Source organism: Gilvimarinus gilvus (assembly GCF_030518155.1).
In the GTDB taxonomy this organism is placed as follows: domain Bacteria; phylum Pseudomonadota; class Gammaproteobacteria; order Pseudomonadales; family Cellvibrionaceae; genus Gilvimarinus; species Gilvimarinus gilvus.
The window spans coordinates 1-20,665 of sequence record NZ_JAULRU010000154.1; the positions used below are offsets into that span (position 1 = coordinate 1).

A 20,665-nucleotide genomic window follows, 5' to 3' on the forward strand; every position below is an offset into this window, starting at 1 on the left:
GCTTTTAGGCGCATAATTCATTCCGGGATAGGTGTCATGGGCTGATGCCTATCCCGGCTATATCCGTCACAGCTAAGTTATTGAAATACCGTTGTTATTTTCATTTTATCAAATAGTTTACCGAAATAGGCGTCGCGCCGACTATTTTGACTATCTGGATAGACCGTACTGCCCTACTTATGTATGCATAGTCAGTGTCACTTGCGAGTCGCTAGCCCCCTTTTTGATGGTTTTAGTAGAGCAATGGCAGAATGGCTTACCACTATAGGCACCATCAACGGCGAGCAAAGTTTACTCGGCTCGCCAGATTATAGTATCGGAACCTGGGCCTTTACGACGGGAATACAACCGGCTTATCACCTTGCTGCCATGCGGGCAACTTAACCATGGCGTGAACAAATAGCGGGTGCTGTAGCCAGTTTGTAAGCCAGCGTTGTAAATTAGGGTATGGGAGGCGGTAAAACATGTCTGTGTCGACATGGGCGAACTGTCGTACAAACGGCATTACGCCGATATCGGCAACCGATATGCTGGCACCTAGTAAGTAGGCGTTATGGGTAAGCCGACGTTCCAGCTCTTGTAAAAAAATTTCGCCTTTCTCCCGGTAGTCAGCCTGCGACATGTCGGGGTGGCGGTCGGCGTATTTGTAGCGATCCAGCCAGTGTTTGAATTCGTTGTCGTTTTGCGCAATCAAGTCGCAGGCCTTATGCCATTCACCCGTTTTGAGCAACCCTTGCGGGTCACTCTGGCTAAGTGCCCACACCAGAATATCCCAGCTTTCATCAATCACTGTGCCATCAACAAGCTCCAGTACCGGCACCGTCCCTTTAGGGCTAATCGCCAACATCGGCTCCGGTTTGTTTTTAAGCACCACTTCGCGCAACTCAACGTGCAATTGCGCAAATAGAAGCCCTAAACGGGCCCGCATAGCGTAGGGACAACGGCGAAACGAATACAATCGGTGGAGCGGTTCAGTCATGAGCGGTTAACTAATATATTGGCGTGTTGTTGGCGACGGCGCTACGGTATGGGTTTATTGGACACGTTTCAAGGGCGCCGCTGCATTGGCGCTGACTGCCCCCTGCAGAGCCACCGCCGAATGGTTAAGCTGACCAAACAATGCTTTAGCCAACTTGCGGTTAGCGCGGCTAATGGGAACACGCTGACCTGTGTGGGTTAAACAGTAGGCATCTTCGCGACTTATACAGACCTTTTTAACCTGTTTTTTCATCACCCAATGCGAGCGGTGCAGCTGTACCCCCTCTTCACCAAACGCCTCTGCAATGTTTTTAAGGCTGCCAAGCACCATCGCCTGCCCCAGCTCGGTGTATACGTTCAGGTAGTGCAAGTCCGAAGATATAGCGACGATGTCGGTGCCGATGACTTCGGGCAGGGAATCGAAGAACTGATCGCGCCGCTGCTTCATCTCTTGCTCTGTATCCGAGGTAGGCTCTGGATCGGACGGGTTATCGCCACCACCATCGCCGTATACCGTTGGGCGAGCGAACAATAAGGGTAAATTTATGGCAATCCAACACACCATAAATTGCGGCATTGCCTCGACAGCCTCTGCCGCTATGCCGTGCCATGGGCCACGCGCGCCAAGCACATCCCAGTAGCCATCCGGCTCGCTATGCTCCAGATGGGGCGCAAACCCCAATTCCAACAACCAATAAACAGGCGCTGAGAGCAGGCAGCCAAATAAACCCAAGCTTACCACCAGCCACCACAGTGGCCAGCGCGTTGGATTGAAGCGCCGAATAAGGGCGCTCACCACTAAAATAGCGAGTAGCGCTGTTCCTATGTGGGCACTCCAAAATAAGAGCCGCGCCAGCGCGCCCAAACCTGCCGAGGCCTCGGGCCTGGAAACCGTAAACAGAACTGTCAGTACTACGCCAGTACCCAGCAGGCTGTTTTGAATGGGCGCCAAGCCTAGAATTGTTCGTTGTAGCACCTTAGTGGCTCCTGTCATGTTTACTCGATCCTTGTATTAAGGCGCCACTATACAACTAAATAACGGTATGGTTTCAGGGCATTGTATGAAATGGCTCCGTCATGCATAAAGGGCATTGTCTTCATATAACCGAATCACTAACCCACTCGCGTCAGCACCATTACCCTTTATACAAAAAAACCACCAGCGGTACAGTAGCGGTCATCCAGACAGAAGTTCGAGCGTATAGTCACTGAGCTTCAGCCGCATGAATTCAAAGGACGATGTATGACTCAGCGCAAACACTCTCAACCACTCAAGCTCACTCGCGCCATTGGCCTCGCCACTGCCCTCACGGCCACGCCACTATGGGCGGCAGAATTAGTGGTAGATATTAGCGACAAAACCAGCCAGCGACCGCTGGGCGAGACCCTTATTACGATTACCAGCCGCGATAATCAGCAGTGGCAAATTCAGACAAACGAACAAGGGCGTGCCCGAATCGAAGCTCTTGACCCCGGGCTTTACGAAGTGACCGTCAGCCGTGTCGGCTATATTGGTGCTCGTTTGCCCAGCGTGCGTTTAGTAGACGATAAAGCGACGCCAGTGAGCCTCACTCTGGCCACATCGACCAAGCAGGTAGAAGAAATTGTCGTGGTGGGCAACAGCATAGGCGGCGACTGGCTCAGCTCAGCCGGTGCGAGCACGCGCGACCGCGAAGCTTTGCGCAGCTCTGCCGGCAGTGGCAGTGATGTATTGCGCGCTTTAGATGGCATGCCCGGTTTGTTTTCCGACGGCGAATTTTCCAGCTACACCGTGCGCGGCAGTGGCCCACGCGATAACTTAATACTGGTAGATGGTGTGCCCTTTGAGCGCGTTGTCCACTTTAGCGATAGCTTTGGCGAGCTGGCCGATGCGCAAGACGGTGGCCGTTACAGCGTGTTTGCTCCCAATACGGTGGCACAGGCAGATTTCCAGCCCGGAGGCTGGTCATCGGCCTATGGTGGCCGGGCGGGCTCCTTACTGCAACTGGATGTGGCCAACGGCAACCCCGAAACCCCCTCTTATACAGCGCGGCTGGATATTGCCGGGCTGGAAATCGGCTACGACGGGCCCAGCCGGGTGCTCGATAACACCAGCGTGCTGTTTTCCGCGCGGCAGCTTAATTTTGGCCGGCTGTTCGAGACGGTCGGCCTCGACGATATTGGCGAGCCAGAAGTGACCGATGTGATTTTTAAAACTCACACTGAATTTGCCAATGGCGATGAATTTAATGTGCTCGCCATTTACGCTCCGGAATCCTTCAGCCGCGACACCGACAATGTGCTGGCCTCCGACGAGGACGACCCCGGCAATTACGAGGACGTTGAGCTGGTGGAGCAGGAATCCGACAACACCTTACTGGTGGCAACCTACCGCAAACTGCTGGGCCAAAGTGCGCAGTTGACCAATAAGATTTACTACCGCCACTTTAGTGAAGACAGCCAGGTGGGCGAAGCCTACCCTGAGCAAGTCGCGCTGGATAGCAGCGCCTCCGATGTACCGCGCCGCTTTCCCATTATTACGGCCAGGCAGGACGACACCGAGTTCGGCTGGCGGTTAGACTTCAGTTACGACAATTCACTCGGTCGCTTCAGTGCAGGGACTCGCCTAAGCCAGTCCGACTTGACTCTGGAGCGATTCATTGACGGCCCATGGAATCGCTATGAATACGACACCGACAGCTTCAGGCCCAACCCGGAACAACAGTACGTTGTCTTAACCGGAGCCGGCGTCGACACCAACTTTAGCGCCGACGCACTACAATACGCCGCCTATTTCGATCAGGAATTATCGTTAGGTATTTTCGACGTGCGCGCCGGACTGCGCTACGAAGGTGATGAGTTTACCGAACAAAGTGGTGTATCACCGCGTTTAGCCCTATCGTGGCCACTGAGTGACTCGGCAAGTGTCAGCGCGACGCTCGGTCGCTATTTACAAATGCCACGCCTTGACGACTTTGCCAGCAACACCAACAGCACAACCCTTGACTACGAAATTATTGATCAAGTAAGTTTGGGGCTGAACTACCAATTGAGCGAACAGTGGGCACTTTTTGTCGAACCGTATTACCAACAACTCAATGACTTGGTTGTACAAACAGACGCAGTAACCCAATCGTATAATAACTTAGGTGAAGGCACCTCCTGGGGTGTGGACACCGCCATCACCCGCCAGTTCGGCAACGGCTGGTCCGCCAGTGTTGCCTACTCGTATAACGAAGCAGCTTTAAAAGATAGCCCCAATTCAGCCGAGTACGATGCCGACTACAGTCGCCCGCACTCCTTTAGCGTTGGCGGCGTGTGGGAAATTAATCAGCGCTGGAAGCTGTCCGGCCGCTGGAAGTGGGCCTCGGGCCGACCTTACGGTGAATATATTGTTCACGACAATGTGTTGGGCGACGGGCAACCACTGCGCTATAGCCGAGAGACATTAACCAACAATACCGAGCGCTTTGATGATTACGGCTCCATTAACGTGCGCTTGGATTACCGCCGTATGTTGGGCGGCACACAGGTTATAGCCTTTATTGATATCATCAATTTGCTGGGCGAAGAAAATCCCTCTGACATAGATTTTAACGAGCGCACCGGTGAAGTTCTGACTGAGGAGGGCAATCTTCTGCCACTCATAGGGTTACGATTCGAGTGGTAAGGATTTACAAAAATTGTTATACCGCTGCCAGGGCAGCGGTAGTTTACTTATTCAGAAAAGTCGTTTTCCGTATAAGGGATACGGCGGCTTTGCGTTTTCTGACGTAACTCCGCAAACACATCTGCAGTCATACCGTCGGCTTCGCCAAACTGATTACCCCAGCTATTGCGAATATAGGTTGCGATAGCACTGAGATCAGAGTCATTTATATCTGTGCGCGCCGCAAAACCAGGCATGACTGTGGGCGTTTCCCACCGACGGCCCGCCACCGCAATCGGCCCACTTAATCCGTGCAACAGAACTTTGGCCAGACGCTGCTCGCTCTCTACCCACTCACTGCGCCATAGCGTCGGTGCCAACCCGGTATTGCCATTGCCGTATTCACCGTGACAACCAGCGCAGGCAGCTCGCCCGTTGTAAAGCGCCTTGCCCTGATCGAACAGCTTTCTACCTTGGGAAGATAGTTGTGCCCTATTGGTTTCATCCTGCACTCGCTTACCTAAATTGTTCAGAAGATAAAGCGTTTTATGATCCGAAAAATTTTTCGGTAGACTGGACTTGAAACTATCAGCTTCACTGCCCAACCCGCTGATAACAGCGTCGCGTATGTAAGGTTTCTCACGGTATTCATCCAAAACGTAAAGCGAAATATTGTGCCCGCCCGGTATTGAGGCCACCGATATAGCCGCTTGCAACGCCCGCGGATAACTGTGTTGGGCCATGCGCATTAGCAGCGCCCGATACTGTTCTTGCATTGACGCGGGCAGTGCTTCCCCCACTGTCGCTGCCGTAATGGCAACCCAGTTGTCATCGTGATTAATAAACCGGCTAACCGTTGCCAGATCTACCGCATGCAAGCCACGCAAAGCCCAAAGTAAGTTAATAATGGATTTCGAATCCTCAGTGGCTTCGAGTGATTTTTTAATCGCACTGACCACTGCCGTTTTATTATCTAAGCTCGCTTCATTTTCAATAAGTAGCCGCCTCGCGGTATCGCGCTGCCAAGCATTTTTGTGACTTAAAAAGGCAACCAGGTCAGAGGCGCTCAGGGCCGACATGTCGGGAACTTTAGCGGCTTCATGCTGCTGCCAACGCAAACGATAGACCCGGCCCATAGTGTTGTTATTTTTATCAAGGTCGCGAGATTTTATTTGATCGGCCAGATAACTGGTTAAGAACTCCCGATGCTGCAAAATGCCGTGATACATATCGACGATATACAAGGTACCATCAGGTGCATTGTATAGATTGACAGGGCGAAATCGTTCATCCGTGGAGGTTAGTAACTCTTGGCCGGGGAAAACCGCCTCGCCGGTAAGCTCGCCGTCACCTTCTTTAATAAAACGCGCGGACAATAAATTGCCCGCAGGTTCGGGCGTAATGCCAATGCCATAATACTCAGAGGGAAAGTTACTGCCGCGATACACTATGCTGCCACTGGCGGCTGTAAAGTTAACCAGTTTGCCGCGATCTGCACCTTCTTTTACCAGTATGCCATCCATATAGCCGCGATTAACCCCCGGGTTCATGCGTGACGGGTATACACGATTACTGCCAATGGCGTGCGCCGGTGCATCCGGCCAGAAACCCGGATTGCGCCGCAAAGCTCCGGGCCGCAAAAACTCACCGTGGATAGGCGAGCTATTCCCGTTGTGGTAAAGCCTGCCGAGATCATCCATGGAAAGACCCCACTGCCCCCGGTAATCAGTTTCTGCCTTTACCAGCTTCCAGTACTGATTGCGGTAAATCTCTTCAGCACCCTGCGGCACGGCTGCAGTCAGAGGTAACGTTTGGTATTTCTTGTCGCTGCGGGCGTTGTAGTACCAATTGTCTATGCCATAGAGCATGGTATTGGTTTTATGCTCTAAGCTTCCGCCTGCGGCGTACTCGGCATCGACCACTTCGTGTAAGCCGAGCCTAATGCCCTGTTCGTCTTCTAGCACTTCGACAAAATACAGCTGGGTGTGGTCAGCGTAGAAAATACCACCCTTAACCATGGAAACGGTGCGGGGCAACAACACACCAGAGACAAACACCCGGCGCTTGTCCACCTGCCCGTCACCGTCGGTATCTTCCAGTAAGGTAATATTGCCTTGGGCCTGCATTTCTCCTTCGCCAAATACATCTGGCATATAGGTTGTCATTTCCGCCACCCACATTCGCCCCTTGGCATCAAAGCTCAGTGCGACGGGATTAAATATATCTGGCTCGGACACCACAGACTCAACCACAAACCCAGACTGAGCCTGAAAGGTTTGAAGGGCTTTGGCAACGGGTAATATTGGCGCGGCGGGAATATCTTCCTTTGGAATCACATCGACCATAGTATGGCCTTCACGATCCCCTTTAAACGCCGCCGACTCTTCGGCCTGCCCCGGCACACAGGTCAACAATATAAAAGCTGACACTAAGGTGTTCAGCCGATATTTTACAGATCTCATAATCACAACGCTTGTATATAAATATTGCGAAATTTAACGGTATTGGCGGTGTCACCCGACTCAGTAAAGGCTTCGCTGCCATGATGCTGAATACCGATATGACCTTCGCTGAACTTAGTATCTTTTATATGGGTCGTTAGTACACCATTCACCCAAACTTTTATCTCCGGACCCTGCGCGCGAATGCGGTAGTGATTCCAATCCCCCACGGTAAATGCGTTCTTTTTATCGTCGGTCCACTGCGGTGATAAATTCTCCTGTAAGTGTTCACCTGGCGCCGAGCGTTCGGCGTGTAGCGGAAACAACCATTGCCGCTCAGTGCCCTGCTCGTAAAGGCCCCCACTCCAACGGCGGTCCGATGGATCAACCTCGGCTTGATAGCCAAAGGTGTAATAGCTTTCGATACTTTCCTGATAGGCAATCTGAGAGCGGAAAATTATTCCGGAATTGACGTATTCGTCGAGTTTGGGCACCTTAACTTCGAGCTCAAGCTCAAAATCACTGTAGCGTTTTTTGGTGAGGAAAAACCAATTACCGGTCGACAACAAATGAATTTCATTACCCAACCAGTGGGCCTCACCGTAGGAAGTCACATTCATCCATAAATTGGGATCACTACCAATACTGATTTTTTCGGCCTGAGCAGCGGCACTCAGTAGGCATCCAATAAGAGCGGCTGTGAATCGATAACGGCGCATACTTAACCTGCTTAGTTATGTGTTATTTTGGTCCTACTCTAGCATAGAGATGCACCGCGCTCTCGCCACTTTTGCAAAGATTAATCAACCACCTCGGCCGACACATCATTAGCGTCGAAACCCGCTTGCATCGGGCCGCCCGCCGTGCCTATTCGCAGCAGGTGCCTTACCGCTTAGATTAGCTCCGTCGCTGACACTTTGCATAAACCGCTGTGCCAGTACTGACAACTACTCTAGACCGTCCTATCCGCACCGGCGCAACCGAACCAGCATCCCAGCACAAATGGCGCGCTGGCAATAGATACTGCGGTAGTTTCCTGCTACAGTTTGCCGCTAAACCCAAAAAGTTAGGAGATAGCTGATGATTGTCGTTACCCCTAACCGGGCGCGTGCCGCTTAACATCGTCTCGCCCGGTTTTAGTGAACCGGGGCTTTTGTAGCCCTCAACTTCTTATTACCCAGGCGTTCGGATAAGCTGAGCTTTTGGGTACAGAACATTACGGTATTAATACCGTAAGGGGTAGCTGTGGACGCACTTTCTCTGGCCAACTTAGGTTGGCATGCCTATTTTCAACAGCAACTCTCCCTCGAAGAGTGGGAGGTTGCGATACCTGTACGTGTAATCGCGGCCCACCGATCGCAACTGGATGCGACAGGCGATTTGGGCCTTATATCAATCCCACTTGCAACCGATATGCCAGCCATCACTGTGGGCGATTGGCTGTTGTTAAAGCAAGGCCGTTTTCAACGCCTGCTTGATCGAAGCAGCGTATTTACGCGCAAAGCACCGGGGCGAAAAGCGCAGGAGCAATTGCTGGCCGCCAATGTAGATACCGCTTTTATCGTCTGCTCACTGAACGATGACTTCAACCTTAACCGAATTGAACGCTACTTAACGCTTTGCCACGATGCGGGCGCGGAGCCTGTGGTTGTACTTACCAAGCAAGACCTCTGTATGGACGCGGATGAAAAACGCCAACAAATTCAACAATTGGACCCACTTCTGTGCGTAGAAACTGTGAATGGGCTCGATCCCGACAGTGCGGCACAACTCCAGCCTTGGTGTCGCGCAGGACAAACCATTGTCCTTCTGGGATCTTCCGGTGCAGGCAAATCGACTCTCACCAATACGCTGCTGAACAAACAAGAGCAAGTAACCGGAGGCATTCGCGAGGCTGACGACAAAGGGCGCCATACGACGACAGGCCGCACACTACTGTCTATGGCGGGCGGCGCCCTATTGATCGATACCCCGGGGTTACGCGAACTACAGCTTGCGGTAGACGATGAAGCAATTGCAGCGACATTTTCCGATATCACAAAGCTTGCCGACCACTGTCGTTTTAGCGACTGCCAACACAACAATGAACCCGGCTGCGCGGTACTCAAAGCTTTAGAGTGCGGCGACTTGGACGAGCGTCGTTACCGCAGCTTTGTTAAGCTTAGTCGCGAGCAGTCGCGCAATCAGGCCTCACTCGCTGAGCGCCATAAGGCGGATAGAGCACTCGGTAAATTTTATAAGCGCACTTTAGCCGATGGCCATCGCCTTAAAGGCCGGTAACCTCGCGGCGAGAGCGTCGGTTCGCGCTCTCGCCACTTATCCGCTAATATCCAACCAGCATAAAATTGAACTTTTGGGAGTCAGCATGTCCATAAATTCGGTCTTACACAAAATTAAGAATTACCCGTTAATCGCTCTATCCTGTGCCCTTTCGGTGAGCTGCTCGCAACAAGACAGTACGCCCCAGCAATCCATTAACGACCCAACGCAAGAGCAATGGCAAACCCTGTTTAACGGCCAGGATTTGGATGATTGGATTATAAAAATTGCCGGTTACCCATTAAATGAAAATGCACTGGACACCTTTCAGGTAGAAGACGGCAAGCTGATTGTTAACTACGATCAATACGACGAGTTTGAAGGCCGCAATGGTCACATTTTCTACAAAGAGCCGTTCTCTTATTTTCGCATCAAAGTTGAATATCGCTTTGTTGGCGAGCAGGCCAAAGACGCGCCCGGTTGGGCATGGCGCAATAACGGCATTATGTACCACGCACAATCACCAGAAAGTATGGCGTTTGAGCAAGGATACCCGGCCTGCATGGAGGTTCAACTGCTTGGCGGCAATGGTACCGATAAGCGTCACACCTCCAACCTGGTAACTCCCGGATCGCATTCTGTATACCAAGGCGAGTTTCGCGAGGATCACATTATTGAGTCATCGAGCAAAACCTACCATGGCGATATTTGGGTAGAAGCTGAAGTAGAAGTCCATGGTGGTGACCTGGCTGTGCACTACGTAGAGGGAGAGGAAGTGATTCGTTACAGTGGTATGCAATTGGATGATGGCACGCCATTAACGCAAGGCTATATTGCACTGCAAGCCGAAAGTGCGCCAATAGAATTCCGCAAGGTTGAAATTTTGAACCTCAAGGGCTGTATGGACTCGAAAGCGACGAACTACAAAACCTACTATGTCGCCAATGATATTGATAGTTGTGAGTACTGATTACGGTTGACGGTTGACGGTTGACGGTTGACGGTTGACGGTTGACGGTTGACGGTTGACGGTTGACGGTTGACGGTTGACGGTTGACGGTTGACGGTTGACGGTTGAAAGAATTATTCGCTAGCGGCATTTCTATGCCGCTAGCGCGTTGACTAAAAACCTTCGGCGCCCATCCAGTCAATCATTACCTCAAACCAGTCTATTGGGTTACGCATACCAAACCCGTGCCCTCCTGTAGGCATAACAACCACGGCTGCACTAACGCCGTTATCCTGCAGAGATTTGTAGTAAGTTAATGAGTTGTCCACAACCACGGAACCGTCGTCACCAGAGTGTGCCAAAAATGCAGGCGGTGTATCTTTTGTTACCTGAAGCTCGCTAGAAAAATAGTCGATTAACTCTTCAGTGGGGCTGTCACCTAATAAATTTCGGCGCGAGCCCATATGCGCGATGCTTTCATCAAAGCTAATAACTGGGTAGATCAACACCTGAAAATCCGGCCGGACATCGCCCGGCTGCCAGTGCGGCAATACGGGATCATCAAAATGCACCGCGACAGAGGAGGCAAGATGGCCACCGGCGGAAAAGCCCATAATACCGACCTTACCTGGATTAACTCCCCACTGCTGCGCATTGTCTCGTACTTGCACTAGCGCTTGTTGCGCGTCCTGGAGAGGGCCGAATTTTTTATCCTGCATATTGGCATCAAGTGGGTCACGATACTTCAACACAATCGCCGCAACTCCCTGTTCATTTAAGCGCTCGGCAACTTGATAGCCTTCTTTTACAACGGAAACACCGCCGTAGCCACCACCAGGCAGTATCACCACTGCTGTACCCGTTGCCTTATCGCGCGCGGGCAAATACACCGTCATAGTCGGATAGGTGACACGCTGAATAAATGTATCTGGGTGGCTCGGATCTCTAACAACTTCAAGATCATCCGTGGCTATCGAGCCGGGTATGTCACCCGTATAAAGATCCATTACCTTGGGTTCAGCCGTTTCCATTGCATGTGTGCTGCCAAATTTCTGACCGGTGGTACAACCAACCACGCTAATCATCACCATACTTGCCAATATACTCAGCAATCTATTCATTATTGAATACCTCAGAAATGAGCTCAGTATGCGACATCGCGAACACTGGTTAGAAGCGCGACAGTAAAAGCCATTTTTCAGTCATCTATTAAGCTTTCTTCGTAACTGTAAACTGACCCTGCCAATTCCCAACAATAGCCACACTCAGGCAGATTGAGACTCTGTTTCTGCCTTACTGCCCCCCACATAACTGGCAGCCTTCTCCCCCATTTCGCGGAATTTATCTGATGCACCCGACAGCTTTTGATCCCACTCAGGGTTTGGTGTTTGTCCTTCAATGGTTTTGAAATAAACCTGCATCATCGCGGCAACCGCAAGAGGCTCGAGTACGGCCGCCTTAATACTCCAGGCCAGTATCACTGCAAATATAACACTCAGCATAGCCCCGGGAGAGCCAGGGAACAGAGCGACCAATCCGGCAACAGGTGCCACCACAACCAGAAAAATAAGGAACGCCGTCACATACATAAACAACATTAAAAATACGGCATTTTTAAGCATGGTTTTATAGTTCTGGGCGTAAAGAATGAGTGCATCTTTACTGGACTGCCAGGGGTTGTCACTACCGATTTTAATGTTGTAGGCCAATATGACTTCATCAACGTAAGTTAAAGACACATTAATGATTTTGTTTACAAAGCCCACCAAACCACTCAGCCCGGGAATCGGTATAAAATTAGAAATCATCATCGTCATGCGGTTAAGCGCACGCAAGATACCCTTAATGAGCTGATCTAAACCGAAAAGAATGGATGATTCTTTAAAGCGCTCTTTAACCACTGCCTGGCCGTGTTCAATCTGCGAGCGCCCCTCAGGAAGTTCTTTGTCCTGAATTAGCTCTACCAATACGGCTATATGACCGGCCTTTATCAGGTACAGTAAGTATTCGCGCGCAAAGTAAAGCACAGCACTGACCAGGCCAAAACCGATAGCGCCACCGATAAAGGCGCCACCGCCTTGACCGTCCCCGAACGACGTAACCCCATAACCAATCCCGGCGCCAACCCCGGTTATCAGGATGTAGGCCAATGTAATTCCTACATAGACAACCAGGCGCATCAATAAAAATGGCACGGTTTTTCGCATTAGACCAATGGCTTCGCCAAGATTAAAATCCCACATACCGTCACTCCGTTACTGGTTGCATAAACTACGATCATACTCTCCTAACGCAGGCAATCAAGCAAAGGTACCTTGCCACTGAGGTCCAAGCTATTGCGCCGCGTCGCTACGACTTTCAACACGCATGCCTTCAAGTAAATTGAACCCATGGTAAAGCACCACTCGGTCACCCTGCGAGAAACCGTTGAACACTTGCAGTACGACGCGCCCAATGGTGCTATGGAGTGCACCGGTGGGTCCATCATAAAACCGTACTGTAGGCCGCCTGGCAATGGCCCGGGTAATGGCAACACGTTGTTGCTCACCGCCGGAGGGCTGCGCAGGAAAACGATGACGGCGATGTTCCAACCCGACCATGGCCACGGCGTTTGCCGGGGTCAGTGGCTGGTGTTTAAAGGCGTCGATATAATATTCCCTGTCAATCAATGCGCGCCCGTGAAGTTCGCAACAATATAGGATAGTATCCCCGACTGATCAGACCAATACAAACCATGCGAAAAATTAATGTTATCGGCACCAGCGGCAGCGGTAAAAGCACATTTGCACGCGCGTTAGCTCAGGCCCTTGATTATCCTTATATTGAAATGGACGCGTTGTTCTGGAAGCCCAATTGGCAGGAGTCCGGCGACGCGGAGTTCTTCGCCAAAATTCGCCACGCTACCGACGCGGATGCCTGGGTACTCGATGGCAACTATACACGCAGCCAGCCGATTAAGTGGCGCGACATTGATACCATTATTTGGATTGACTTTGGCTTACTTCGCACTTTTTATCAAGCCCTCAAGCGAGCTCTATCGCGCATTTGGACCGGCCAAGAATTGTGGCCCAATACCGGCAATAGAGAAAGCTTGCGCCTGTTGTTTTCACGCCACTCCATTTTGCTGTGGACCTTGCGGATGTACCCCATCAACAAAAAACGTTACGCCACTCTAATGAACGACCCGACACTGGCGCAGATTAATTTTGTGCGCCTGACATCGACTAAACAGTGTCAGCTGTTTCTCACTCAACTTGCCACTAGAGCTAAGCAAAGCAATTGGGACACTTAATGAACCGCAAGACCTTTTGGGTCATGGCCCTGTTTGAAGGAGGACTAGGCGTCGTAGCGTTGGTCGTTTTACTATTACTGCAGGCGCCAATCCCCCTGCTGGGCAATACAGGAGTTTGGAGTTTATTGTGGGGCGCCGGCGCGGCGTTACTAACCTACGCACTACTAGTGGCGGCGCTGCGACTTTGGCCTTTTTTTCAGGCCAAACTCTCGGCACATATTTGGCAGCTGCGGCAACTATTTGTATCACTCAGTTTGATCGAGTTTGCGTTTATAGCGACATTGGCGGGAATTGGGGAGGAGCTGTTGTTTAGGGTACTGCTGCAATCCTGGCTCGACACCTGGCTACCGGCAAGCTTTGCAATCATCATATCTGCCCTAATATTCGCCGCCATGCACTGGCTGTCTGTTACCTATCTCACGGTGACACTGGTCATGGGGCTGGTTTTTGGCGTCGTCTATCACATTACCCAAAGCCTGGTGTTGGTTGCCAGCTGGCACGGAATATACGACTTTATCGCGCTGGTCGTCGTCTCACGGCGGCCGCACTGGCTATTACCTACTAAAGACCAATAGCAAACAATGTGCTTGTGGGGGTTTCTATTGTATTCTAAGTACAAGACTCGCGGGCTGCAGAAATACCTTCATGACCCCGCCCAATTGACATAGGCCTTGCAATGAAAAAGCTCGACAATGAAAAAGAACTGGTCAAAAAGGCCCTTAGGGTTGGCTCGGTGTACGCAGAAAAACGGGGCGCGGCAAAGTTTGAGGCTAACGATTCAGCCGCTGACCGCATGCTGTACATCTATCGATTGCTGGTTCACGACAAGCTAGTCCAACCACTTCCGGAAGATCAGGTCTCACAAAAATCCATTCAGCATAAACTGGCCTTATGGGCATCTCGATTAGATTAACACCGCTAGGCTATGTTGAGCTGATACAATAATAGTGAGCGCTTTCCAACTCAGCGCGCACTGGTTTGCAGGATTTGGGGGCAAGCCAATAACAAAACAAAAATATACAGAGGAAGTACTCCGTGATTCGTTTTCTTTCCTTCTCGCACCGGTTAACCAAACTGGCGCTGGCCGGCCTTATTGCCGCTTTTTGCACCGCCTGTGGCAGCGACTCCGATAACACAAGCCAGCAAGATACACTCGACGACGCTGTTCAAGCAGAAATTACCGATCGCCAATTAACGGGCGACCCGAGCACTGGCCGTAATTTACCATCCATTGATACCCCCAAGGCGCAACTGGGCAAGCACTTATTTTTCAGTAAGGCGCTCAGTGGCGACATGGATACCGGTTGCGTCACCTGCCACCACCCAACGCTGGGCGGCGGCGATGATCTGAGCTTGTCTGTTGGTGTCGATGCCGACCTACCCGATGTACTCGGCCCCGGTCGGTTACACAGTGGCGCCGGCGACCATTTCGATGGCGGCCCAACCGTGCCGCGCAATGCCCCCACAACTTTCAATATTGGCATGTGGGACAAGGTCCTGTTTCACGACGGCCGAGTAGAAAGTTTGGGTAAAACAGCGAGTATGGGCGGCGCCGACGGCATGGGCATTCGCACACCCGATGTGCCTTTCGCCAGCGCTGACCCAGATGCTGGCGCAGGCCTCGTAGTGGCACAGGCCCGCTTTCCGGTTACCTCCCCCGAGGAAATGAAAAACTTTGGCTTCTTCAACGGCGCAACCAACCAGGAAGTGCGTCAATTTTTACAAGAACGCCTCGGTGACTACGGCACCCCACCCGGCGGCCCACTGGCCGTAAACAGTTGGCTGGAATTATTTCAGGACGCCTACGGCCCCTCCGGTAACTCTGAGGAGGTAGTCACTTTTAACAACATGGCCGATGCCATCGCCGCCTACGAAAACTCTCAGGTTTTTGTCGATACGCCTTGGAAAGCCTACGTGGAAGGTGATACGACTGCGCTGACCCAGGCGCAAAAACGTGGCGCTTTGTTGTTTTTCCGCTCTGTCGATGAGGGCGGCGCAGATTGCGCAGCCTGCCACACCGGCGATTTCTTTACCGATGAAGACTTCCACAACGTAGCGATGATTCAAGTAGGCCGGGGTAAAGGCAACGGAGCAACAGGTACGGAAGATTTCGGACGCTTTCGCGAGACGGGACTAGAGAAGGATCGCTTCGCTTTCCGCACGCCAACTTTGCTCAACGTCGGTGTAACCGGTCCTTGGGGCCACGCCGGTGCCTTTACCAGTATGGAAGCGTTTATTCGCCAGCACACCGACCCCGAGCGAGGCCTGGCCGAATACGACTGGCATCAAATCGACGCCAATGTTCAGGTTGACCACGCGCAGGCCAACTCACAGGCGGCACTGGATCACTGGCTGGACTTGTTGGCCAACGGTGAATCCTTACTGCCTATAGTTGAGCTAACCGATAGGGAAGTGAATGATCTGGTGGCATTTATGGACGCGCTTACCGACCCGTGTGTCGAAAGCCGCGAGTGCCTGGCGCCGTGGATTCCGGCCGATGATGAGTTAGATCCGGACGGCATGCGCGTCATAGCCGTCGATATGTATGGCGAGTATCTGTAGCGTTTAGGCTATGCCCGCACGGCTGGCGGTATAAACACCGCCAGCCATATTGTATTTTCATCGGCCAAAGTGCCTTCCACACGGTGACGAGTACCGGCGGGTATCATTACGTAATCCCCCGGTGCCAGCGCCTGCTCTGCATCGTTTTCCCAGCGCAGCACCGCGCCACCACTTAGCAGAATAATCCACTCGTGCTCGTCTTGCTGATACCAAAAGTCGGGGGCACTGCTGTGACCGCGCGAGACGATGCGCTCAATGCGAACACCGGCCACACTCGCTAACGTTGTAAACAACTCTTCGGGCAGCTGTTCGGGAATATCCGCCAATATTTGCCCAACAGGTATCACGACGCCGATTCAACCTTAGAATCTTGTGCCGCTAAATACTGTAAGCCCTGACGACACAGGTCGGCACTTTGCTCTGGCTCACCGAGCCGTTCAAGCAGCGCAGCGTAATCAAGATACACATCAGCGCCAGGTTTCATCTCCAGCGCCTGTCGAAAATAGTCGCGCGCCTTGCCCCACAGTTGATTGCGCACGCATAACCGCCCCAATGTTGCCATCATGGCGCCATCTGCATCGTGTTGTTTCTGCCAGCTCGTGGCCACTTTAAGTTGGTACGCAGCATCAGCTTGAACCAACCCATAGCGCTCTACCCAACACGAGTGCCACCGCTTTTGCAGTGCTTTGTGTAACAGCGGCTCTGCTTCATGATCACACCCCAAACGATGCAGTGCCATTGCAAAGGCCGCCATTAATTCAGGCTCTTGACTAAGCTTATTGGGAACCCGCTCCCATATTGCATCCAACTCCTGTTTTTGTACCGCGTCCGACCCGTCTTTCTTGCGACGGACCTCTAACTTTTTAAGTTGGCGCAGGTATACATCCACCTCCAGCTGAATAAGCCCTTCACTGCCTTTTGCAGACAAACGATGTAAGGTAGGCAACAGTTCCTCGAGTGCATCAATGTCATCCAGTGCCCAGTAAACATCTGCCAGCAAATCCAGCACCACCGGATGCTCCGGGGCCAACCGTTTAATTCGTTTTAGTGTCGCCAGACACTGCTCGTAACGTTTGCTTCCCAGCTGCATGCGCGCTTGGGTTAACGCCACCGCCAGTTCACTTCCCGGCTGACTCTTCTCAGCTTTGTGCAGTAAATCCAAAGCGCCAGGAAAGTCACCTTGCTCGTAGGCGCAGCGGGCAGCGGCAAGATAATTGACCAATGGGTTGGCCGAGCGGCTCGCGCTTTTCACCAATTGCTTGCGCGCCAATGGCCAGTTGCCTTCAATAAACTTCACCAGAGCACTGAATGTTTTTTGCTGGCTGCGCGGTGTCTGTTTGCGCTCCCCCAGCACAAATCGGCCAAAGCGACGCGAACCGCTAAAAAAACGCCACCCCCAATAGAAAATAACAAACCCTAGCAGCCATAGACCAAGGGCCGTCCAAATGCTCATTTCGACGCTGGTGTGCCCCCACGACAGCAATACGTAACCACGATCACTGCGCATCAGCTGAAATAATAGAGCGCCCCCCACCATGCTCGGCAATAGAAGTATCAACCGTTTTTTCACGAATTGCCCTCCGGCTGAACTTTATGCAGTCGTTCAATATAGTCTCGCAATAGTCGTTGAGCTTGATCGACATCTGGCAACTGCACCTGTACCTCAAGGCCAGATAGTTCCCTCAATTCAGAGACCAGTACATCCGCCGAATCCGACAAGGCGAAATAAGTATCCAACCAGGTAATCGCCTCGTGCATACTCTGCTGATACACAGGCTGCGACTCGCGCAACAATGCCGCCTGCGCTTGCTCTAACATTAGGCGTAAATTTTGACGCAGAAAATAGCCTTGATCAGGGGCAATGAACGGCTCTACGGGCACATCGTGGCGAGTGACACGAATCAAGCTTCCCAGGTTGCGCCATGCGCGGAGTACACTGTTTTGCACTTTGGGCCACACACCCGTTAGCTCTGCTGCCCCGTCACTTGGCTCTGCAACTGCCACTTGCCGCTGGTACGCTTGCAACAGGGGCAGTGCATCGATTTGATCAATAATCGCTTGTAAGCGCAGGTAGACTCCTTCTTTATCCACCGACTCGGCCAGCTGTAACCGGGACATCTCATCTGCCAGTACCTGACGCACGGCAAAAAGGCCCGGGTCATCTTGCTCTTTTAATATTGCGTCCGCCGCCCGGGTCATGGCTAGCGCTTCCACACTGTTATGCTCAAGTAGTACTTTTTGATTCGCCATTCGCAGCAAAAAGGCCGCTTCGGCCAATTTCCAATCATTACGGCTAGTGCCTGTCATCGCATTCAAACGACTGTCGACTGATGCGATTTGACGTGCCAATTGAGTCAGAGCACGCTTGCTAGCCTCGTCATCGCGCGCCTGTTCCGCTGGATTTTCCAGACTTAGATAGCGCTCGTGCAACTCAGCCAGTTGGCGCTCAAACGGAGCAGGGTCAAACGGCACTACTGGCTGTGGCTCGGCAATCGCGTCCATTTGCTGCTCGAGCGTTTGCACCTGAAGCCACAGTTGCCAGCCGTACCAGCCGCCAACCCCACCGACGGCAATCAGCAAAAAGAGGCTTAACATTGCCAGCCCCGCGCCAGAGCGCCTCGGCGGTGCAGACAGTGACGGCTGCTCCTCCCCGCTTACCTTGGTTTCTACCGGCAATTTTTGATCGTCATGTTGCGGCGTTTCAGCCATGGTATTGAGTCTCCTACCAAGCGCTATAAGGGATTAATTACATCATTGAATATTTTGACACGGGTTGTCTTAATCTCGGATGCCAAAATAGTACGTCATTTCACAAGCGTCTCAAGCGCTTTTTGCATTGCCTCATCACTGGCATTGAGCGCTGTTACCACAGGGTCAAAGCACAGTTTTTGCGCGATTGCGGCAACCCGCTCACCTGGCACCACTAACGGCTGTGCCTGAAGTTTTTTTAAAGCGTCGACCGCATTGGCCACTGCAACAAGATTTTCTAAACTCTCGCCACTGTGAACAGTTATAACAGCGTCATCGGGCGCGCAGTCTAACAGCCACCAGCGCAGCTGATTGGCAGCTTGGTCGGGTATCCGCCTGCGATACAGCGGGCAGGCGTTCACCTTGGCGCCTCGTGCCGACAAGGTGCGCTCAATTAAATCGCGCCCCCCTTCGCCTTTACACAGCAAAATGCGCTCACCTTCGACCCGCTGCAAACCAGCACTGGCCAGCAAAGTTTCACTGTTCATCGGCGAGCCTACCCCGCCCAAAACCTGCGGTGTAATGTCGGCGTCCCGAAGTGCCTGCGCCGTACTTTCACCAATAGCAAAGTACTCAATACCGACCGGCAATTGTGGCCAATATTCGTCGAGCCAATTAAGGGTATAAGCCACGGCATTGCGGCTGACAAAAATCACCTTGTGAAATTCATCAAATGCCAACACCTGATTTTTAATCGCTTGCGCAGCGGTGCGATCGGTGAGCGCCTCAATCGCCATACAGCTGACAATATCCGCCTGCCAACCTCTCGCCGCTAAACTCGCTTGCCATTGATCGGCCGCCGGTTGTGGCCGGGTAATTAATATGCGCATTCGGGTCATTGCAGCTCGCGGCCGTAAACCTCAGCCAGAATTTTATCGGCGCCGGCGGCGAGTAAGCGTTCGGCGAGCTCAATCCCCATGGCGTTTGCCTCAGCTACCGGGCCTGTGACCTCATCAAACAAAATAGTCGAGCCATCGATAGCACCTACCAGCCCGCGCAACCTGAGGCCGGCCTCACAATGCTCTGCGTAGCAGGCAATAGGGACCTGACATCCACCTTCTAAACGACGATTCATAGCCCGCTCGGCTACGACACACTCCGCTGTGGAGGCGTGATGCAGAGGTGCCAGCAGCCGGTGCAGCTCCTCGTCGTCGCTGCGACACTCAATGCCCACGGCGCCCTGACCGCCGGCGGGCAGCGATAACTCCGGAGCAAGGTAGCTGGCAATACGCGGCTCAAGTTCGAGGCGAAGCAGGCCGGCACTGGCAAGGACAATGGCATCGTATTCGCCGTTGTCGAGCTTTTGCAGGCGAGTTTGTACATTGCCGCGCAGAAATTTGATTTCAAGATCGGGTCTGGCGGCCAATATCTGGCACTGCCGACGTAAACTAGAGGTGCCAACAACCGCACCTGCGGGGAGTTCATCCACCGTTTTGTAGGTATTGCTGACAAAGGCGTCGCGCGGGTCTTCCCGTTCGCAAATAACCGACAAGCCCAAGCCCTGCGGAAATTCCATAGGCACATCCTTCATTGAATGCACGGCGATATCCGCACTGCCATCGAGCATGGCCTGCTCCAACTCCTTAACGAACAAGCCTTTGCCGCCGACTTTGGCCAGAGGAACATCGAGAATTTTGTCACCCTTGCTTTTAAGTGGTAGCAACTCGACACCAAGGCCGGGGTGATGCCGCTCCAGCTCAGCTTTTACGTATTCTGCCTGCCACAGTGCCAATAGGCTTTTACGGGTGGCAATTCGGATTCGTCTTGGCGCAGCTACACTCATAGTCGTCTCTTTTCTGGAAAGTCTG

Annotated in this window: 19 protein-coding genes; 7 read left to right on the forward strand and 12 right to left on the reverse strand. The window is 52.3% G+C overall.

Going from position 1 to position 20,665, the window contains the following annotated elements; translation table 11 throughout:
• Nucleotides 1-331 precede the first annotated feature (331 nt).
• Nucleotides 332-979 (reverse strand): glutathione S-transferase, encoded by a 648-nt coding sequence (locus QWI17_RS00915; protein WP_302720607.1) that lies wholly within the window; start codon nucleotides 977-979, stop codon nucleotides 332-334.
• Nucleotides 980-1,033: 54 nt separating this feature from the next.
• Nucleotides 1,034-1,954 (reverse strand): LytTR family DNA-binding domain-containing protein, encoded by a 921-nt coding sequence (locus QWI17_RS00920; protein ID WP_302720608.1) that lies wholly within the window; start codon nucleotides 1,952-1,954, stop codon nucleotides 1,034-1,036.
• Nucleotides 1,955-2,221: 267 nt separating this feature from the next.
• On the opposite strand from QWI17_RS00920, the gene QWI17_RS00925 reads away from it, so the two are divergent.
• Nucleotides 2,222-4,627 carry a TonB-dependent receptor gene (locus QWI17_RS00925; RefSeq protein WP_302720609.1) on the forward strand — a complete coding sequence of 802 codons (2,406 nt, stop codon included), beginning with the start codon at nucleotides 2,222-2,224 and terminating at the stop codon, nucleotides 4,625-4,627.
• Between the two features lie 47 nt (nucleotides 4,628-4,674).
• Here QWI17_RS00925 and QWI17_RS00930 read toward each other — a convergent pair whose 3' ends face one another.
• Together QWI17_RS00930 and QWI17_RS00935 are read right to left on the reverse strand one after the other, a co-directional pair.
• The gene (locus QWI17_RS00930) at nucleotides 4,675-7,068 is read right to left on the reverse strand and encodes a PVC-type heme-binding CxxCH protein (RefSeq protein ID WP_302720610.1); all 2,394 of its coding nucleotides are present in this window, start codon (nucleotides 7,066-7,068) and stop codon (nucleotides 4,675-4,677) included.
• 2 nt (nucleotides 7,069-7,070) lie between these two features.
• A complete protein-coding gene (locus tag QWI17_RS00935) occupies nucleotides 7,071-7,766 on the reverse strand; it encodes a 3-keto-disaccharide hydrolase (protein ID WP_302720611.1) in 696 nt (231 codons plus the stop codon).
• 526 nt (nucleotides 7,767-8,292) lie between these two features.
• On the opposite strand from QWI17_RS00935, the gene rsgA reads away from it, so the two are divergent.
• Both rsgA and QWI17_RS00945 read left to right on the forward strand, forming a co-directional pair.
• The gene (gene rsgA / locus QWI17_RS00940; protein ID WP_302720612.1) at nucleotides 8,293-9,327 is read left to right on the forward strand and encodes a ribosome small subunit-dependent GTPase A; all 1,035 of its coding nucleotides are present in this window, start codon (nucleotides 8,293-8,295) and stop codon (nucleotides 9,325-9,327) included.
• An 85-nt stretch (nucleotides 9,328-9,412) separates the two neighbouring features.
• Complete coding sequence (locus QWI17_RS00945; protein ID WP_302720613.1) at nucleotides 9,413-10,276, forward strand: 3-keto-disaccharide hydrolase; 864 nt, start codon at nucleotides 9,413-9,415, stop codon at nucleotides 10,274-10,276.
• Between the two features lie 152 nt (nucleotides 10,277-10,428).
• Here the strand turns inward: QWI17_RS00945 and QWI17_RS00950 are convergent, their stop codons facing one another.
• The 3 genes from QWI17_RS00950 to QWI17_RS00960 all read right to left on the reverse strand — a co-directional run bounded on the left by QWI17_RS00950 (nucleotide 10,429) and on the right by QWI17_RS00960 (nucleotide 12,924).
• Entirely contained in the window at nucleotides 10,429-11,376 is a 948-nt protein-coding gene (locus QWI17_RS00950; protein ID WP_302720614.1) for an alpha/beta hydrolase, read from the reverse strand.
• Nucleotides 11,377-11,520: 144 nt separating this feature from the next.
• On the reverse strand, nucleotides 11,521-12,498 hold the full coding sequence (locus tag QWI17_RS00955) for a hypothetical protein (RefSeq protein WP_302720615.1): 978 nt from the start codon (nucleotides 12,496-12,498) through the stop codon (nucleotides 11,521-11,523).
• A 90-nt stretch (nucleotides 12,499-12,588) separates the two neighbouring features.
• Nucleotides 12,589-12,924, reverse strand: a complete 336-nt coding sequence (locus tag QWI17_RS00960; protein ID WP_302720616.1) for an ATP-binding cassette domain-containing protein — start codon at nucleotides 12,922-12,924, stop codon at nucleotides 12,589-12,591.
• Nucleotides 12,925-12,989: 65 nt separating this feature from the next.
• Here QWI17_RS00960 and QWI17_RS00965 point away from each other — a divergent pair, with 65 nt between their 5' ends.
• The 4 genes from QWI17_RS00965 to QWI17_RS00980 all read left to right on the forward strand — a co-directional run bounded on the left by QWI17_RS00965 (nucleotide 12,990) and on the right by QWI17_RS00980 (nucleotide 16,109).
• Nucleotides 12,990-13,547 (forward strand): shikimate kinase, encoded by a 558-nt coding sequence (locus QWI17_RS00965; RefSeq protein ID WP_302720617.1) that lies wholly within the window; start codon nucleotides 12,990-12,992, stop codon nucleotides 13,545-13,547.
• Nucleotides 13,547-14,122 (forward strand): CPBP family intramembrane glutamic endopeptidase, encoded by a 576-nt coding sequence (locus QWI17_RS00970; protein WP_302720618.1) that lies wholly within the window; start codon nucleotides 13,547-13,549, stop codon nucleotides 14,120-14,122. The genes QWI17_RS00965 and QWI17_RS00970 overlap by 1 nt, the downstream gene beginning before the upstream one ends.
• Nucleotides 14,123-14,223: 101 nt before the next feature.
• Complete coding sequence (locus tag QWI17_RS00975) at nucleotides 14,224-14,460, forward strand: DUF5062 family protein (protein WP_302720619.1); 237 nt, start codon at nucleotides 14,224-14,226, stop codon at nucleotides 14,458-14,460.
• A 122-nt stretch (nucleotides 14,461-14,582) separates the two neighbouring features.
• A complete protein-coding gene (locus QWI17_RS00980; protein ID WP_302720620.1) occupies nucleotides 14,583-16,109 on the forward strand; it encodes a cytochrome-c peroxidase in 1,527 nt (508 codons plus the stop codon).
• Between the two features lie 8 nt (nucleotides 16,110-16,117).
• On the opposite strand, the gene QWI17_RS00985 is transcribed toward QWI17_RS00980, so the two are convergent.
• From QWI17_RS00985 to hemC, 5 genes are all read right to left on the reverse strand, one after another.
• On the reverse strand, nucleotides 16,118-16,456 hold the full coding sequence (locus QWI17_RS00985; RefSeq protein ID WP_302720621.1) for a cupin domain-containing protein: 339 nt from the start codon (nucleotides 16,454-16,456) through the stop codon (nucleotides 16,118-16,120).
• Nucleotides 16,453-17,679 carry a heme biosynthesis HemY N-terminal domain-containing protein gene (locus QWI17_RS00990; RefSeq protein ID WP_302720622.1) on the reverse strand — a complete coding sequence of 409 codons (1,227 nt, stop codon included), beginning with the start codon at nucleotides 17,677-17,679 and terminating at the stop codon, nucleotides 16,453-16,455. The genes QWI17_RS00985 and QWI17_RS00990 overlap by 4 nt, the downstream gene beginning before the upstream one ends.
• Nucleotides 17,676-18,818: a uroporphyrinogen-III C-methyltransferase gene (locus QWI17_RS00995; protein ID WP_302720623.1), complete on the reverse strand. Its 1,143-nt coding sequence runs from the start codon at nucleotides 18,816-18,818 to the stop codon at nucleotides 17,676-17,678. The genes QWI17_RS00990 and QWI17_RS00995 overlap by 4 nt, the downstream gene beginning before the upstream one ends.
• A gap of 95 nt (nucleotides 18,819-18,913) precedes the next feature.
• A complete protein-coding gene (locus QWI17_RS01000; RefSeq protein ID WP_302720624.1) occupies nucleotides 18,914-19,696 on the reverse strand; it encodes a uroporphyrinogen-III synthase in 783 nt (260 codons plus the stop codon).
• A complete protein-coding gene (gene hemC, locus QWI17_RS01005; protein WP_302720625.1) occupies nucleotides 19,693-20,640 on the reverse strand; it encodes a hydroxymethylbilane synthase in 948 nt (315 codons plus the stop codon). Before hemC ends, QWI17_RS01000 begins: the two co-directional genes overlap by 4 nt.
• Nucleotides 20,641-20,665: the final 25 nt, after the last annotated feature.

Bases quoted from the DNA above. Each gene is read 5' to 3' on its own strand.
- QWI17_RS00935 (WP_302720611.1), bottom strand. From the start codon at position 7,766: ATGCGCCGTTATCGATTCACAGCCGCTCTTATTGGATGCCTACTGAGT.
- QWI17_RS00950 (WP_302720614.1), bottom strand. From the start codon at position 11,376: ATGAATAGATTGCTGAGTATATTGGCAAGTATGGTGATGATTAGCGTG.
- QWI17_RS00955 (WP_302720615.1), bottom strand. From the start codon at position 12,498: ATGTGGGATTTTAATCTTGGCGAAGCCATTGGTCTAATGCGAAAAACC.
- QWI17_RS00915 (WP_302720607.1), bottom strand. From the start codon at position 979: ATGACTGAACCGCTCCACCGATTGTATTCGTTTCGCCGTTGTCCCTAC.
- QWI17_RS00970 (WP_302720618.1), top strand. From the start codon at position 13,547: ATGAACCGCAAGACCTTTTGGGTCATGGCCCTGTTTGAAGGAGGACTA.
- QWI17_RS00925 (WP_302720609.1), top strand. From the start codon at position 2,222: ATGACTCAGCGCAAACACTCTCAACCACTCAAGCTCACTCGCGCCATT.
- QWI17_RS00945 (WP_302720613.1), top strand. From the start codon at position 9,413: ATGTCCATAAATTCGGTCTTACACAAAATTAAGAATTACCCGTTAATC.
- QWI17_RS00995 (WP_302720623.1), bottom strand. From the start codon at position 18,818: ATGGCTGAAACGCCGCAACATGACGATCAAAAATTGCCGGTAGAAACC.
- hemC (WP_302720625.1), bottom strand. From the start codon at position 20,640: ATGAGTGTAGCTGCGCCAAGACGAATCCGAATTGCCACCCGTAAAAGC.
- QWI17_RS00965 (WP_302720617.1), top strand. From the start codon at position 12,990: ATGCGAAAAATTAATGTTATCGGCACCAGCGGCAGCGGTAAAAGCACA.
- QWI17_RS00975 (WP_302720619.1), top strand. From the start codon at position 14,224: ATGAAAAAGCTCGACAATGAAAAAGAACTGGTCAAAAAGGCCCTTAGG.
- QWI17_RS01000 (WP_302720624.1), bottom strand. From the start codon at position 19,696: ATGACCCGAATGCGCATATTAATTACCCGGCCACAACCGGCGGCCGAT.
- QWI17_RS00930 (WP_302720610.1), bottom strand. From the start codon at position 7,068: ATGAGATCTGTAAAATATCGGCTGAACACCTTAGTGTCAGCTTTTATA.